Source organism: Gemmatimonas sp., from assembly GCF_031426495.1.
GTDB lineage: Bacteria > Gemmatimonadota > Gemmatimonadetes > Gemmatimonadales > Gemmatimonadaceae > Gemmatimonas.
Map to the genome: position 1 here is coordinate 131135 of NZ_JANPLK010000027.1, position 15757 is coordinate 146891.

Sequence of the window (15757 nt, forward strand, 5' to 3'; positions counted from 1 at the left end):
AACGAGGTCATCCGCACGCGACACGAGCACCACGCTACCCTCGCAGCGGAATCACCAGCGTCACCAGCCCCGCCAGCAACAGCACGGCGGCGGAGCCGAGCGCCCACTTGAGCGTGTAGCGCTGATGATCGTCGAAATCGACGCCGACGAGTCCGACCAACAGGAAGGTGGACGGCACGAGCGGGCTCAGGAGATGCACCGGCTGTCCGATCAATGCGGCCCGCGCCATCTCGGCCGCAGAAATGCCGTACGCCTGCCCCGCTTTCGCGAGAATAGGCAACACGCCGAAATAGAACGCATCGTTGGAGATGAAAAACGTGAAGGGAATGCTGAGCACACCCGTCACGATCGCGAGATACGGACCAAGTACGGGTGGAACCAGCTGGATCACGCTGTCGGCCATCGCGTCGACCATTTTCGTACCCGACAGAATACCCGTAAAAATGCCGGCGGCGAAAATGAGCCCCACCACGGCCAGCACGTTGCCGGCATGTCGTGAGAGCAAGGCCTTCTGCTCATCGATCGTCGGGTAGTTCAGCAGCAAGGCCACCGCGAAGCCGATCATGAACAGCACCGGCAGCGGCAGCACCGCCGCGATCAGCGCGACCAGCAGCGCCACAGTGAGCACCGCATTGACAAGCAGGCGATCAGGGCGACGATGGAGCGTGTCTTCGCTGATATCGGGATTGGCGAGTTCCTCGAGCAACACCTGTGTATTCGCCGTCGATGATGCCCCCATCGCGGCTAAGCGACGGCGCTCGCTCAAACCGAGCCGATACGATGCGTAGAGCACCCAGCAGACGCCGGCGACGATGGCCGGAATCATCGGCACGAATACCGTGCTTACGTCGATGGAGAGCGCGCTGGCCGCTCGCGCCGTCGGTCCACCCCACGGCAGCGTGTTCATGACACCGGACGCCATCATCGTCACGCAGGCCAGCACAAGGGGCCTCATGCCCAGCCGGCGAAAAAGCGGCAGCATGGCGGCGGTCGTAATCATGTAGGTCGTCGAGCCATCACCGTCGAGTGACACAAGCAGTGCCAGCACCGCCGTGCCCACGACCACTTTCATCGGGTCGCCGTGCACGAGCACGATCAGGCGTTGCACGAACGGCTCGAACAGGCCGGCGTCGAGCATGATCGCGAAGTACAGAATCGCGAACATCAGCATCACGCCGGTGGGTGCCAGTTTCGCAATGCCGGCGACCATCATCTCCCCGAGCTGCGGGGCGAAGCCGCCCGCAATGCCGAACGCGACCGGCACCAGAATCAACGCCGTGAGCGGAGAGAGTTTCTTGGTCATGATCAGCGTCATGAAGACGACGACCATGCCGTAAGCGAGCAGCGTGAGCAGCATGGCCGGTTACGGTCGTGCGGGGGCGAGCGGCAGCACGATATGCGACGGATACGTCGCGCTATGCTGAATTGAGATGTCGGTGGTGACCATGCGACGATTCTTGCCCAGCGGCTCGCCGGTATTCGGATTTACGTCGAATCGCGGGAAATTGCTGCTGGAAATGTCGACCCGAATGCGGTGTCCCTTCTTGAACACGTTCGCCGTGGGAAACGGATCGATGGTGAACTCGTACACGCGGCCCGGCTGCAGCATCACGGCATGATCGCGGGTGGCCCGATACCGACCGCGCACGATGGCGTCGGTGATATTGAGGTCAAAACCGCCCGGCCAGTCCGTGCTCGACGGATACACATCGACCAGCTTCGCCGTGAAGTCGGCATCCACCGTGGTGGCAGACGCGAAGAGCTTTACGGTGATGGGACCGATCACCGTCATGTCCTCGGCGAGCGGTTCGGTCTGAAAGACGACCACGTCGGCGCGCGAACGCAGCGGGAGCCATGGTGCCGCTGACGGCGGAAAGCGCGGGTCCTCGCGCTGATTGTACGCCCCGTCTTTGAGACGCGCCGAGGCGCCCCCGCCGATGGTTGGCACCGGATGGCGCGGATCGAACGTGTAGGTGGTCTTCGACTGCAGCGCCTTCGGTTTCGTGGACTGCAGGGAGCCGTCGGCATGGAAGTAATACGGCACCATGCGGGTGCCGGTCACTGGCCAAGCGTGACTCGTACGCCAGTATCCGCCGTGCAGCAGACGTCCGTTGGCATCCTTCCGCCCGTCTCCACTTCCCATGACAAACACGCGAACGGCCGGATCCTTATCGACCCTATTCGGCACGCCCTTGAGGTAGTGATCGAACCAGCGCAGATGAAAGTCGGTGAGGAAATCCACGATACCCGCGCTATCACCGTACGCCACGTCGCCGGCGTAGCTGCGGTTGTTGCCACCATGCGTCCACGGGCCGATCACGATGCGCTGCGGCGTCTTCTTCAGCTTGCGTAGTTCGGTGAAGTTCTTGAACGTGCCGGCCGTGAAAATGTCGTACCAGCCTCCCACGTGCATCATGGGAATGTCTGAGGTCTCGGCGTAGTGTTCGTCCCACGCAAGCATCGGATCCTTCCAATACGCGTCGTAGTCGGCATGCTCGAAGAAGTCGAAGTACCAGCCTTCGTATTGCGAATCAACCGACAGCGGATTGAGCCCGCGCCGCATGGGCTGCACGTTGTACCAGTCCTCGACCTTTTCCTTGGTGAGCAACGCCTTCACATCGGGCGAGCGCGCGTCGGCCAGCAACTGGCTCCATGCCCAGGTCAGCTGACGTCCCATTTCGTACGTGCCGCGGTAGCGCACGCCATGGTCCCAGCCGTTGGCGAGGCCGCCCATGTTGAGCACTACCGACTTGAGCGACGGCGGGTTGTACTGCGCGGCGCCAGCGGCCGTGTGCGCCGAGAAGGACGTGCCCCACATACCGACGGTACCGTTGGCGTACGGCTGCTTCGCGAGCCACTCGATGACGTCGTAGCCGTCGGTCGCGTCGGCGGGCTGCACCTTGGAAAACGTGCCTTCCGACTTGTAGCGACCGCGCGTGTCCTGCAACGCCACGACGTAGCCGCGTTCGGCGTACCACATGGCCAGTTCGGCGAGCGCCGCCTTATTGTACGGCGTGCGATTCAGCAGAACGGGTAACGGCTGTGCGACGGGCACGCCATTTCGCGCGGGTCGATACACATCGGTCGCCATGCGCTTGCCGTCGCGCGTGGGGATCATCAGGTCGGCCGAGACCTTGAGTGCATCGTATTGCTTCGGCGATCCAACCCAGCCGGGTGGCGGCATGCGCGACGCATCGGCGGCGGGGACCTGCGCACGGAGGTTTGACGGGGCGCTTGCGAACTGCGCAGCAAGCAGAAGAAGTCGCATGAATCGAGGCATGCGATAACTTGCCGCGCACGGTATGTCGTCGCTACCGGTCGCCTTTGGCCCGCGTGTAAATCACAATGGCGCCCCAGGGCGTGCGATCGCCGAACTGCACGGCGGCTTCCGTCTTGCCCAGTAGGGCGAAGAAGTAGACATCGCGCGGATTGATGCTCGGATTGCTGCCGCTGAGCGGAATTCCATCCAAGACGATCGTGAGGCAGCGATTGTAGCGCGTGGAGCGGATGCAGTCATCGCGACGACTGGGCACGACGAAGCCTGGATAGCCAGTGGAGCGCAGCAGATCTTCGAAGGAATTGGCGCGCTCGCGCAGCTTCTCTACTTCGACGGGCGGAAAAATGCGCCAACCGCGTCGGCGCGCCTCCATGAGTCGCATGTCGTTCAAGGACGGAGTGGACTTCACCCGCACCGTGTCGGTGCGGATGCCCGTTTCCACGACATTGAAGTTGACGTCGATCGTGTCGCTGGTCCCCAGCGTGATCTCTTCGGATAGCGTCGGTTCCATACCGATACGCGTGATCGAGATCGAGAACGGCTTTCCGCCGCTGTTGACGCGGAACTGGAAGCGGCCGTTGGCGTCGGTGACCGTGGCACCAATGGAGCGGCCATCGCGCAGCAGCGCCATCACGCGAGCCTGATCGAGCGGCCGCTCGTCGCCGGCATTCTTGGCATAGCCCCGAAGTATCTGCGCCTGCGCGGTGGCGGTGGGAAGAGACAGCATCGCCCAAAACACAGCGACCGCGACCGAGACTTTCGTCACGTTCGCGGTCGCTGTGGTGTTGCTGCCGTCCAGACGCACAACCGTATTTGCTACGGGTTGGGCGTTGTACGCGGCGGCTGCTTGTCCACGTAGTACACCACGCCCGGCGTGGTGAACCGAGCGCCGGCCGAGTTCGCGGGCGTTGCCGGGAAGGCAATCGCCGTGATGATCGAGCCGGCGATGGTGGCGCCAGCAAGCGGGTCAACCGAAGCGCTACCGGCGGTACCGGCCGGAGCGGCGGCGCTGATGACCGCCGTGGTGGAACCGGCCGCGGTGACGCGAGCCGCGAAGGCACCCGTCGCGCGCGGGAGGTATGCCGACACCGTGTTCAGTGCCACGTTCGCAAGCAACGGGGTGCCGGTGATGACGTCCGTGGTCGTCGGCGTGGCGTAGATATCGACGTTACCCACGTCGAGGCCGGCGTGAATGGCGCGAAACGCGATACCGGCGGGCGTGGCCGGCAACACGTCGTTGATCACCACGAGTCGCTGCTTCGGCGTTGAGCCGGGGCGGGCGTAGCCGAGGTGCAGGAGTGTGTAGTACTTACCGGCCTCGAAGGTGAGGGTGGTGTCTACGAGGATGTTCGTATTTCCGGCCGCCGATACGTCAGCACTGAACGTAAACACGCGGAGTTTGCGTGCCTTTGCTTCGGTGGGCTGGTAGTTGCCCTGACCAACGCTCCGGAACGCCACGTTCGCGAAGGTGATCGGCGAGTACGCGACCTGGTCAATGAAGCGCACGGTGGTGCTGAGCGTGTCGGGCACGGCGTTGATGTAGCGCACAAACGCGAGCGGCGGCGTGTTCGGTCTTGTGGGCTCATCGCTGGGCTCAGTGCAACCGACCATCGCCGATACTGCCACGCCAAGAAGGGAAAATCGGGAGAGCCGCATATGGCTTGAACTCCGAGAGAAAGCGAAATAGGAACCAGCAACGCAGTCATCGCGCCGTAGCGCGCGGTGACTCAGGATGAAATCGGTGGCTCGGGGGTTGGCAGACTAGCCGGATCGCCAAAGATGTTCAGCGAACGAGCGAGCGTTGTCATGATCGCGACGGTAATTGCACCAACCAGCATGAGCGTTTTGAACTTGGAAAATTTCCGGGCCCGATATCCCAGAACGGCCTCTTCCGGAATGGATACTCGTTCACCGGTCCAGGTGGCCGAGTTTCCGCGCAGATCCGTCACGCGATACACGTCCATAACAATCGATCCGTCTTGGCGACTGATCACTTTTCCATCGATGCGATCGACCGACGAGCCGACCCGATCACCGAGAAGCAGGCGACCGCGATCATTGATCACGATGCCCGCCTCTTCGGCGATTTTCGGCGGTGTGGACTGCAGTGGGAGAAACGAGTAGCACCCGAACTGCGTCGCGAGCGCCAGCCCGCACAGCGCGAAGACTGCGCGGTTCGCCATCACGGTACGAAAACGTGCGGGAGGAGGCGTTGGACGCGCCAGCATCAGAATCCGTACGTGCTCACACCAGAACGGTTCGTGCCGTTGTAGTACGGCTTCTGTCGCGCCTGCATCTCCTGGTACGGAACCGGCCATTCCACCGGCGTACCCGAGACCAGATCGCCCCAGCCACGATTATCGGAGAACATGATGAAGTAGCCGCTGTAGGCCGTCTCCATCCGCTTCTCGTACTTCATCGCCTCGAGGAGACTTCCGCAACCAGTCACGGTGAACGACGGCGCCTGCGGCACGCGCGGCACGCACGTCGCCAGGTTGGTCGAATACGGCGCGGTCGCGCTCGCGACGGTGCCGATCGCATCGAGGCCGTTGCGCACACGCGACACGTTCACGAGGGCGATGGCGGCCGGAAGGTTACCGGTGCGGATGTATCCTTCGGCCGCCAGCATGTCCATCTCGGTCTTGGACATGTCGACGTAGTTGCCGATCGATCCAGCCAGGAACTGAGTGCCGTAGCGACGGTAGTCGTATTGCGAATCGCCCGGGCCCACCAGCGGGACATCTTCGCCGGTGGGGCGATTCCGCATGTAGACACCGGCCGGCGGCGCTGGACTTGGCGCGGTGGCCTGCTGCGCGGCGCGCGTCGCGCCCGTCGGCCAGCGACGATCGGGCGTCACGACCGTAAAGTTCCGACGCGCGTTCACCGGCGTCGCCAACCACGCGTCATACGCGCCAGATACGTCGGCCATGCCGAAATAGAAGTACGGCAACGCGTGCCAACCACCGACGGAATACATCTGCGAGAAATCATAGGCCGCGGTCCAGCCCGTCGTTCCGCCCAGTGAGATCACATGGTCGGCCGCAATGCCGTTCGTCGCATCGGCGATCACGGCATTCCAGTCGACCGCGGCGCGCGCGGCCGGCGTGCGCGGCACGCCCGCGCGGTATCGCGCTTTCAACGAGCGCGCGAGACGAACGAAGTTGTCACGCGTGAGGGAGACGCCGCTGATCCACGTGGAGGGAAGTGGAAAGCCGTTGGCACCAGTAGTCGCGGCCGGACTGCTGGCGATGGCGATGGCGGAATCCAGCATGGTCAGCGCGGCGGTGGCCACGGCAACCGCTCCCGACAAACCCGGCACCTCATCGGTGGGAGTGGCCGGTGTGACAATCGCCGCCGAGTCGTAGGCGAGCGCCAGATTGCCCAACGCTTGGCCGATAATCAGAAAAGAAAACGCCTTGGCGCGGGCGTCCTGCGCCGGACTCCCGATTGTCTGCCCCGTCGTGGCGAGGCGATTGATCGCGGCAACCGCATTCGAACCCGTGCGTGAGACGCGCGAGAAGGAATTGAAGTTGGCAAGATTGCCGACCTGATTGTCGTTGCCGAGCTCGTTGGCGATCACCGAGCGCGGGATCTGCGATCGCGCGGCCATGCCGAAGTTGGCAACCGACGCGATGTTCTCCCCGCCGAAGATCTTGGCTTGGGTGTTGACGGATTCGGTGGCGCGCTGGGGATTGTTGAGTTGAACACCGAGCCCCCCCACGACCCCTTCTACACCCGCCGGCGTGGCATACGCGCGCGCCACGTCCGGGTTGTTGATGTTGGCGACGTTCAGTGAGTCGCCACTGCAGGCCATGAGCCCCAGCAGCACACCACTGCCCGCGATATACTGCGAAACGTGCGTACGCATCGAATATCCTCAAGAGGCTGTGCACAGCGCGCCGCGGGAGGTCCCGGGCGCGCTGCCCACGTCAGGGTCAGAAGCTCGTGCTGAGCGAGAAGGTAAAGGTGCGAAGATTCGGGAAGCTCGCCGAGTCGATGGCATTCAACACACCGGAACCCAGCGACCCGCCTCCAACGCCAACTTCGGGATCAAAGCCCTGATACTTGGTGAACGTGAAGACGTTACGACCAATCAACGCGACGTTCCAATTGCCGATGCCGGCGATCGGACCAACCCGGTAGCCTACCGAGAGCTCACGGATCTTGACGAAGCTCGCATCTTCGGTGGTGTTGTTGTTCGGTGCGAGCACGTCGTACAAGCCGCCGATACCACCGGTCGACACCGCCCGGAAGTAGTAGCCGATAGGCCTCGCGTCGGCCACGGACTTCCCAGCCTGGTCGGCATCCCGGTGCATGAAGTCGCCAAGCGACCACTGGCGCGCGCGATTCCAGACGTCCTTGCCCACGGTTGCATCGAGAAGGCCGTACGCGGTGACGCGCTTGTAGCGGAAGTTCTGCGCTGCTGACCACCGGAAGGCCGGAATCGCGTTGCCGACCGGCAACACGGGCACGGTGCCGTTGGCATCGCGCTCGAGGATCGGGAAGCCCCAGTTGAGCGCATCTGCGGTCGTGCCACCCTTCCACGGGGCGTCAGCTGCCGGCAAGCGCGTCATCCACAAATTCTTCGTGATGCCGTCGGCGAGCGTGTTCCCCTGTCCCACGTAGACGACGAAACCGTCCGAGTTGCGCTGGAAGTCGAGGCCCGAGCCGCACCGCGCCTGGAAGTCGGCGGGGAGCTGACCGCATTCCTTGACGAACTTGCGGCCGTAGATCTGCCCCATGTTTCCGCCCTGCACGATCTTGAACATCGTCTCGGAGCCTTGGAAGCCATCGGCCGTCTGGAAGTACTCCGGGATGTCCAGTCGAGAGATCACCGACGTGGTACGATCGTAGTTGAAGCGCACGGAGTAATCCACGTGACGCGAAGCCACGAGCGGCACGTTCAGCGAGACTTCGAGCGTATTGTTGGTGAGCTGGCCCGCGTTCGTCCACTGGCTGGCAAAGCCGGCCGCGGCGGGAGGCGGCGGCTGCAGCAGCTGGTCGTTGATGACGTTATTGGAGTGGGTGACCGTGAGCCCGTACTTGCTGAACAGCTCGAGGTCCATTCCCATCTCCTTTTCCGTGGAGACCTCGGGCCGCAGGTTCTTGTTGCCCAACTGATTCGGGTTGAGCGCGCCACCGGCACCAATGGTGAAGGTTTCGTATTGCGCCGTAAAGTTCGGGCGGTTACCCGCCTGCCCAATCGAATACCGGAACTTGAGATCGGAGATCTGGTTCACGTTGAACCAGGGCTCATCAGACAGGCGCCAGGCGAACGAGGCGCGACCGTAGGTCTGCCATCGGTTTGCCGCGCCAAACAGTGAGGCGGCGTCACGACGCACCAGGGCGCCTACGATGTAACGACCCTTGTAGTCGAGGTCGAGGTTGGTGAAGAAACCCAACTGACGAACCGTTTCGTTGAATCCGGAGGTGAAGAACTCCTGAATCGTGGCGTCAGGGTCACGCAAGCCCGGCACGGCGATGTTGTTGCCGCCCGTGGACTGGCCGATATCGTTCTGCGTTTCGTACAGGTACCGCAACGTGAGGCGCGACGACAGGTTTTCGTCGAACCAGCTTTTGCGCGCCGACACATTGCCGGAGGCGTTGAGCGAATACGACCGATTGGCACTCCGGCGATTCTGACCGAGGTTGGTAGCACTCAGCGCCGCCGTGCGGTAGCCGCGATCCTGCTGCGACTCCTGGAAGTTGTTACGCGCATCGTAGCCGAAGTTGAACTCGCCATCGAGCCAGCTCAGCGGGGTCCACCGCGCCGTGGCGTTGCCCACGAACCGATCGATGCGGTTGAGCGGCTGGAAATTCTGGGCGTTGTACGCCGGATTGAGATTCCCAAGGCCCTGCGCATTCGGGTTCGAGCGGATGTACAACCGGTCTTTCGAGTCGGTCGCGAACAGATTGACGAAGGCGGGCATGCGCGTAAGCGCGAACCAGCCAGCACCGTTGTTGTAGTCGAGGGCGTTGGAGTAGTTGGAGCGCAACGAGAAGTTCACATTGCCACCCAACTGCTGGTCGATGTTCATGCGTATAGAGTTACGCGTGTATCCCGGCAGCAGCTTCACCGAGCCTTCCTGTCGCAACTGATTGACGGAAGTGAAGAAGTTGGTGCGCCCCACGCGACCCGTGGCATCGAGCGTCGAATTGATGACCTGTCCGTTGGTGACGAACTGTCCGATCGGGTTGTAGACCTTCGGGAATTCGTTCACCTGGAACAGCGTGCGCGACAGCAAGGCGCCCGGATTCCGGGCAATGCCACCGTCATTACTGAACGTGGCGGCCGGCAAGGAGAATTCGTTACCGTCGTTGTTGATGCGGTACGCTTCTTGGTAGATGTCCACCGTGCGTGAGCAGTCGGCCGCACCGGACACGGCGACACAAAAACGGGAGGCCGTTTCGTCCATCAGCATGAAGTGCGTGCTGGGATACTCGTACTCGCGCTCGATATCCGACAACCCGTATTCGACATTGGCGCGGAACTTCACGCCTTCGCTCTGATTCTTACCCGAGCGCGTCGTAATCTGGATGACACCGTTGCCGGCGCGTGAGCCGTAGAGCGAGGAAGCGGCAGCACCCTTCACGACTTCGATGTTCTCGATGTCCTGCGGATTGATGTCCTGCAGGCCACCCTGCGAGACCACGCCGTCGATGATGTACAGCGGGTCCTGACCGCGACCCGTCGCGTTGATCGACTGGGGGCCGCGCAACAGGATCGCCGGCGCCGTGCCCGGGCGGCCCGAGGCCGACACGATGTTGGCGCCGGCCACCTTACCCTGCAGCTGCGAGAGCGGGTTGGAACCCGGCACCGGCATGTCCTTTTCGCTGACCTGCGCGACGGAGAAGGCCAGCTTCTTCTGCTCCGTCCCGGCGGTCACACCGGTGGTGACGACTTCCTGCAGGCGATTGATATCCTTCGCCAGCGTGTAGTCAAACGACTGCGGGCCCGCCTTCAAGGTGATGGGCTTCGCATCAGCCTTGTAGCCAATCGCGCGGGCACGAAGCTGCAACGCCTGCCCTCGCACGCGATCGCCCGGGATCGTCATGGTGAAGCGACCCGCCGCGTTGGTACCCACCGAGATGGCGAGTTCAACGATGTAGACGTTGGCGTTTTCAATGGGATCACCGAACTCGCTCTTCACGGTTCCAGTGATAACGGCCGGACCCTGTGCCTGCGCCACGACGGGCATCAGCAACAGGGCAACGGCGATAGGGACCTGCGACAGCCACCGCATAAATCTCGACATGCTCAGCCCTCGGCGCATCTGAAGCCGGAAACGGGGGAGAGAAAGCTCACCGGCGGGAGTGGAGATCCCGCCGGCCGACAAACCCGACCACCTGCCTCCGCGGAGGACAGCCAGCCAGGGTACTGCACCGGTCGCTCGCGCGAATCGCGTGCGCGCCGGGGAACACCAACCGAAAACCTGGCGGACAACCCGCTGCAGCGCGGCGAGGCGCGCATGCTGGTTGATCGCGAAGGTGGATGTCGAGGGACGAGGGACGCGCTGTCCGCATGGGACGAGGCGACCGAGTTCGGGATTGTCCCCCCGACCGTTCTTCTTGTCCCACCATTAGAACCGCAATAGTACCGTTCGCGTCACATGTCGGCAATGCCGCATCACAGAACGAGGGACCGGACGGAATCACTGTGACAAAACACCGCGCCCGATCGAAGAAAATCGATCGGGCGCGGTGTGTTTTGTAGTCATCGACGACGAGTGGCTTTAGCCCTGGCCGCGCTGGCCGTCAATCGATGATCACTATTTTCCGAGGATTGGATTGGCCGACGCTCAGCGACGCGATAGCGGCGCCGGCGTCCAGTTGAATCCAATGGCGAACGTGTCCTGCGCCCCGGCGAGCTCCGAGCCCGTGAACGCCGCCGCCGCCCGCACGGCAAACTGCGAGTTCACCTGGAAATTTACGCCCAGGTCGAAGTTCAAGCTGACCTCCGACTGACTGCCGTCGTTGCGACCACCGCTGCTGGCGATGTCGACCGAGGCACGGGGATGGACATACGGCGTAATGGCCATGCCCTGCTCGAGATCGAACGTGTGCCCGATGCTCACACCGATCGGGATACGGACCAACGTGTAGCCACCACCGAACGCCGCGCCCGCGCCCGCCGTGAAGAGCAGATCGAGGGGCTGATCACCGCGCGCTCGCGTCAGCTCTTGACCGATTCCACCGCCCACGAATAACGCCAGGTTGTCGCTGCCCTTCCGGTCGGTCAGACCGGCATCGAGTTGCCAATGCCGACGCGGCTGCCACCCTTCGCGCCATTGGAACAGCGCCGTGGTGCCGGCACCGCTCGACACCGCAGCGGTATAGTCCCGCGTTGACGCGGTGGGCACCTGCATGGACGGATAGTTCGACGCCTGCGCGTCAGCGCGTTCGGTCACGGTGCAGGCGGCCACCACCGCGCCAAGCGTGAAGGCCACGGTCATACGCAACGTCATCATCGATCAGGCTCCGGGGTACAGGAAAGTCAGAAAAGGAATCGGCAGAAATCAACGCCAGCCCACCGTGGTTCGCCACAGCAAGTCGGGACGAACGCGTGTCGTGCAGTTCACTACGCGTGTGACGGCCCACAGATTCTTCCCTGTGAATCCGATCCGGCAGTCTCTCTCTTCAGTGACGCGTCTCGCGCCTCTTACCACCCAGGCTCGGCTTTGGTCCACCCACCTGCTGCATTCGCTGTGTGTGGCGGTGGCCGCGATCACCGTGCGTCCGCTGCCAACGGTGGGCGCGCAGGAACGCCCCGCGGCATCCTCGGCCGAAATCGACTCGCTGATTCGGCAGGGGCTCTCCCTCGTGGCCAAGGGAGACACCGCCGAGGCGCTCGAAGCGCTCGAACGGGCGACCGATCGCGCCCCACGGAATGTCGAGGCGCTCTACCAGCGTGGGCGCCTGCTCACGCGTACGACGTCGTTGGGCTTCAACAATACGCCGCGCCAAGTGCTCGCCTGGCGGTTGCTCAATCGCGGCGCCGATCTGGCGCCGCGCGATGCGCGATTTCTCCTCGAACTCGCACGGCTGCGGCTGCGCACGCCGCTGTTGCGAGCCGACGCCGAGCGACTGCTCGGCAAGGCCGTGACGGTGGCCGTCGCCGCAGCCGACACGACGATGATCGCCGAGTCATCGAGTGAGTTCGGTCGTCTGTACGAGCGACGATACCGCACCACGCGCAAGCGGCACGTTTATATCGCGAACATCTTCTTCGATCAGTATGCCGCGCGGAACCGCCTGCACTACGTGCGTGAGTTTCTCGAGCATCAGATTCGCCCCATCGACAACGCCGGTGCTGCCGATCGCGCCGAGGCCGACCGGCTCTACCGATTGGCCCTCTCGGTCGATCCCGAGCATGTCGCGAGCGGGGTCGGTTTGCTTGGCCTGCTGTACGACGAACAGCGCTACCCCGAGATGCGGGCCGTGGCCGCACCGTTTCTCACACGCGAGTACGACATCCGGCATCCGAACCCGATTCCCGGCGAGGCGGACGTGGCATCGGTGGCGACGGTCGCATTCGCCGATGGACTCGCTGCCGCCAGGCTCAGTGCGCCCGCCGACGCGCAACGGGCCTTTTCCGTGGGGCTGGCCCGGCTGTCCCCGCGCGAGCGTCGCGACCTGCTCGATATCTCCCGACTGCTCACGCGCGGCGACAGTGTGCGCGTGGCGGGGCTGAACGACACCGCGCGTGACGCCACCGTCCGTTCGTTCTGGGAAACGGCCGATCCGCTGATCAGCACGCCCGAGAATGAAGCACAGCTCGAGTATTTCGCCCGTGTCGCCGTCACCATGCTGCGCTACGACGATGCCGAGCAAGGCGTGCGTGGATGGAGAACCGATCGCGGCACCATCGTGATTCGTTATGGCGAGCCGCCGGTGGAGGTGTTGCTGCCGCCAGCGAATGACATTTCAGCGCGCGACGTGACCGGTCGCATCGTCACGGTCTTCTCTTATCCGGCGCTCGAGCTGGAATTCGTGTTCGCCGGACCGCCGGCCATGAACTCGGCGGGCTTCGCTGGCGACTTTCGCGACGTCGCCGATCAGCGTCGCAATGATGAGCCCTTCCGACTCGACGAGATGGCGGCCCGAACACGCGTCGATTCGATGAGTGTGCAGGTGGCACGCTTTCGTGGACGCAGCGCCAGTGAATACCAAGTGCTCACGGCGGCCGCTGCGCGGCCAGCGCGCTTCTATGACGGAGTGGAGATCGACCGTGGCCAGCTGTCGATCCGGTCGTTCCGCGGATCGCCGGATCGCCTGCGAATGGTCGACTCACAGCAGGTCACGGTCGCGCTTCCGGCGTCGCGCCCCGTGGAATATCTCCGGCTCGACACGCTGCCGGTCGGCGACCACCGCGTGCGTATCGAAGTGGTCGACCCCAGCGTGCAGTCGGCCGCGGCGCGGGCCAATGTCTCGGTCACGCTGCCCGCCATGCGCGACACGTCCCTCGCATTGAGCGATGTCTTGCTCGGCACGCGCACACCCGAAGGCATGGGCCGTGCACTGCGGTCACTGGCTGATGCGGGCGTGCGTCCTTTATACGGTACGCGCATCGCACCACGAGACACCTTTTCGCTGTATGTCGAGGCGTATGGTCTCCGCGCCGATGCACGAGGCGATGTGCAGATCGAGATCACCTTGGCGGTCACGTTGCTGGAGATCAATCGCTCAGGGCCAATCATCGAGCGATGGATGGGAAACCTTGCTGACGTTGTAGGACTGACGCCCGAGGGTGACAAGCAACTCGGCATGCGGTTCAACCGAACAGAACGTCTCGACGGTCGCGATCGTGTGCCGCTACTGACGTCCATCGGTATGGGTACGGCCCCGAGCGGCCGCTATCGGCTCGACGTGCTGGTGCGCGAGATCGGCAGCGACCGTCGGGCGCTGGTGTCGCGCGAATTCACCATCGGCTCCATTGGAGAATCCGGGAAATGACGCAATCGAAGGGACGCATCGTGTCGCGGGGACGGTCGCTCGCGGTCGCCTGCCTGCTCCTGGTGGGCGCCGCATCGCCCGTGCTGGCGCAACGCGCTGACAACGAGGCCGCCGGATCGCCGGTGCGTCGACTGCGCTATACGGTGGTCGGTGGGCTGGTGGGCGTTGCCCTCGCGGCCGGCTACTCCAGCGTCGTGGACAAGGCGGTGCCGCCGTCGTGCGATCCGTGGGGCTGCGCGATGCCGTTCCTGAGTTTGAGCGGCGCGATCACGGGATTGTTTCTCGCGCGCGAGATCGATGCCCAGCGCCGGGCGGAGCGACCGCGGGTGGGGATACGGGATCGCGTCGGACTCGAGGTCGCGGTGCTGCCGGCCATGCCGAATGGCATGTCGCTGCGCGATTCGCTGATCGCGATCGTTTCTGACAGTGGTGTCTCGCTGTTCGCGGCCGAGGCGAAGCCGCGCGCGTTGCGCCGACGGGGCGTCGGACTGCGCGGTCTGCGCGATGTGGCGCTGCTGCCGGGCAATGAACGACTGTTGGTCAGCAGCGACGTGGCGCTGTACGGCACAAGTAGCCGCGCGGGCACCGCGTCGCGCCTTTTGGACGGGGCCATCACGGCCATTGCGGTGGGTGGTGACGGCTGGCTGGCCGCGCGCGGGGCCGCCGTCACCGTCGAGTCGCAGCGCGGCGGCGCGACGGTGCGCGATTCGATCGATATCGGCACCCCCGCCATCAGCGCCGCGTACGACGAGAGTTCCGCGTCGTGGTGGGTAGGTACCGACTCGGCGCTGCTTCGGCTGGACGGAACCACGGGCAGTGGCCTGCGCATCGCCGAGCGCATCAGCACGGGTGCTGGTGTGCGCGCTATCGCGTCCTCGCGCGACTGGGTGGCGGTGGCCCTGGGCGAGGCCGGCGTGACGGCATGGCGCCGCGGCGACGCGGGCGGCGGCATCATCACGCCGGTGCGTCTGCAGAGCGAGCCACGCTTCGCGTACGACCTGGCATTCTACAACGGCACGCTGCTGGTGGCCGGCGGCACCGACGGCTTGGTGCGCATCGCTCTCGACCCCACGCCAACCGTGCTCGGCGTATCGCGCGACCTGCCCTTCGCCACGTTACTGAAGGTCGATGCGAAGAATGGTATCTGGGTTGGCGACCGCGGCCGAGGAACGCTGAATCGCGTCACGTATCCGGATACGCCGCGGTAAAGCCGTGTGTCTGGCCAGCCCCTGAACAGCATTCACCGCGAATTTGCACGAATCATCGCGGATGAACCGCATCAAGAACATGATTGCTTTCGACTCGTCGCACTGACGCCTCGCCGCGCGACGGGTACATCCGTGCCGTGTCCGCGTTGATTCGCGGTAAAGCCGTGTGTTTAACCAGGCACCGAACAGCATTCACCGCGAATTTGCGCGAATCATCGCGGATGAACCGCATGAAGATCGAACAGTCGTGGGGCCAAAACGCGGCCCGCCGAGAGAGGCGGGGGCGGGGGGTTTTTGCCACGGGGGGGTAAAGCACCCC

10 protein-coding genes are annotated in these 15757 nt (G+C 63.9%); 2 read left to right on the plus strand and 8 right to left on the minus strand.

The genetic code is table 11. The annotated features are described in order from the left end of the window. Window positions 1-34: 34 nt before the first annotated feature. The 8 genes from RMP10_RS08045 to RMP10_RS08080 form a co-directional block, all read right to left on the minus strand. Window positions 35-1354, minus strand: coding sequence for a CitMHS family transporter (locus tag RMP10_RS08045; protein ID WP_345785786.1), 1320 nt, complete (start codon window positions 1352-1354; stop codon window positions 35-37). A 9-nt stretch (window positions 1355-1363) separates the two neighbouring features. After that, window positions 1364-3268, minus strand: a complete 1905-nt coding sequence (locus tag RMP10_RS08050; protein ID WP_310569832.1) for a CocE/NonD family hydrolase — start codon at window positions 3266-3268, stop codon at window positions 1364-1366. A gap of 43 nt (window positions 3269-3311) precedes the next feature. Next, complete coding sequence (locus RMP10_RS08055; protein ID WP_310569833.1) at window positions 3312-4043, minus strand: carboxypeptidase regulatory-like domain-containing protein; 732 nt, start codon at window positions 4041-4043, stop codon at window positions 3312-3314. A gap of 50 nt (window positions 4044-4093) precedes the next feature. Next, a complete protein-coding gene (locus RMP10_RS08060; protein WP_309670669.1) occupies window positions 4094-4933 on the minus strand; it encodes a DUF4397 domain-containing protein in 840 nt (279 codons plus the stop codon). Window positions 4934-5004: 71 nt separating this feature from the next. After that, entirely contained in the window at window positions 5005-5460 is a 456-nt protein-coding gene (locus RMP10_RS08065; protein WP_310569834.1) for a hypothetical protein, read from the minus strand. A 44-nt stretch (window positions 5461-5504) separates the two neighbouring features. Continuing rightward, on the minus strand, window positions 5505-7145 hold the full coding sequence (locus RMP10_RS08070; protein WP_309670667.1) for a hypothetical protein: 1641 nt from the start codon (window positions 7143-7145) through the stop codon (window positions 5505-5507). A gap of 67 nt (window positions 7146-7212) precedes the next feature. Further along, complete coding sequence (locus RMP10_RS08075; protein WP_309670666.1) at window positions 7213-10533, minus strand: SusC/RagA family TonB-linked outer membrane protein; 3321 nt, start codon at window positions 10531-10533, stop codon at window positions 7213-7215. A 543-nt stretch (window positions 10534-11076) separates the two neighbouring features. Then, window positions 11077-11745 (minus strand): autotransporter outer membrane beta-barrel domain-containing protein, encoded by a 669-nt coding sequence (locus RMP10_RS08080; RefSeq protein WP_309670665.1) that lies wholly within the window; start codon window positions 11743-11745, stop codon window positions 11077-11079. 172 nt (window positions 11746-11917) lie between these two features. On the opposite strand from RMP10_RS08080, the gene RMP10_RS08085 reads away from it, so the two are divergent. Next, entirely contained in the window at window positions 11918-14230 is a 2313-nt protein-coding gene (locus RMP10_RS08085; RefSeq protein WP_310569835.1) for a GWxTD domain-containing protein, read from the plus strand. Beyond that, window positions 14227-15438: a hypothetical protein gene (locus RMP10_RS08090; RefSeq protein ID WP_310569836.1), complete on the plus strand. Its 1212-nt coding sequence runs from the start codon at window positions 14227-14229 to the stop codon at window positions 15436-15438. Before RMP10_RS08085 ends, RMP10_RS08090 begins: the two co-directional genes overlap by 4 nt. Window positions 15439-15757: the final 319 nt, after the last annotated feature.

Bases quoted from the DNA above. Each gene is read 5' to 3' on its own strand.
- RMP10_RS08090 (WP_310569836.1), top strand. From the start codon at position 14,227: ATGACGCAATCGAAGGGACGCATCGTGTCGCGGGGACGGTCGCTCGCG.
- RMP10_RS08050 (WP_310569832.1), bottom strand. From the start codon at position 3,268: ATGCGACTTCTTCTGCTTGCTGCGCAGTTCGCAAGCGCCCCGTCAAAC.
- RMP10_RS08060 (WP_309670669.1), bottom strand. From the start codon at position 4,933: ATGCGGCTCTCCCGATTTTCCCTTCTTGGCGTGGCAGTATCGGCGATG.
- RMP10_RS08075 (WP_309670666.1), bottom strand. From the start codon at position 10,533: ATGTCGAGATTTATGCGGTGGCTGTCGCAGGTCCCTATCGCCGTTGCC.
- RMP10_RS08070 (WP_309670667.1), bottom strand. From the start codon at position 7,145: ATGCGTACGCACGTTTCGCAGTATATCGCGGGCAGTGGTGTGCTGCTG.
- RMP10_RS08080 (WP_309670665.1), bottom strand. From the start codon at position 11,745: ATGATGACGTTGCGTATGACCGTGGCCTTCACGCTTGGCGCGGTGGTG.
- RMP10_RS08065 (WP_310569834.1), bottom strand. From the start codon at position 5,460: ATGGCGAACCGCGCAGTCTTCGCGCTGTGCGGGCTGGCGCTCGCGACG.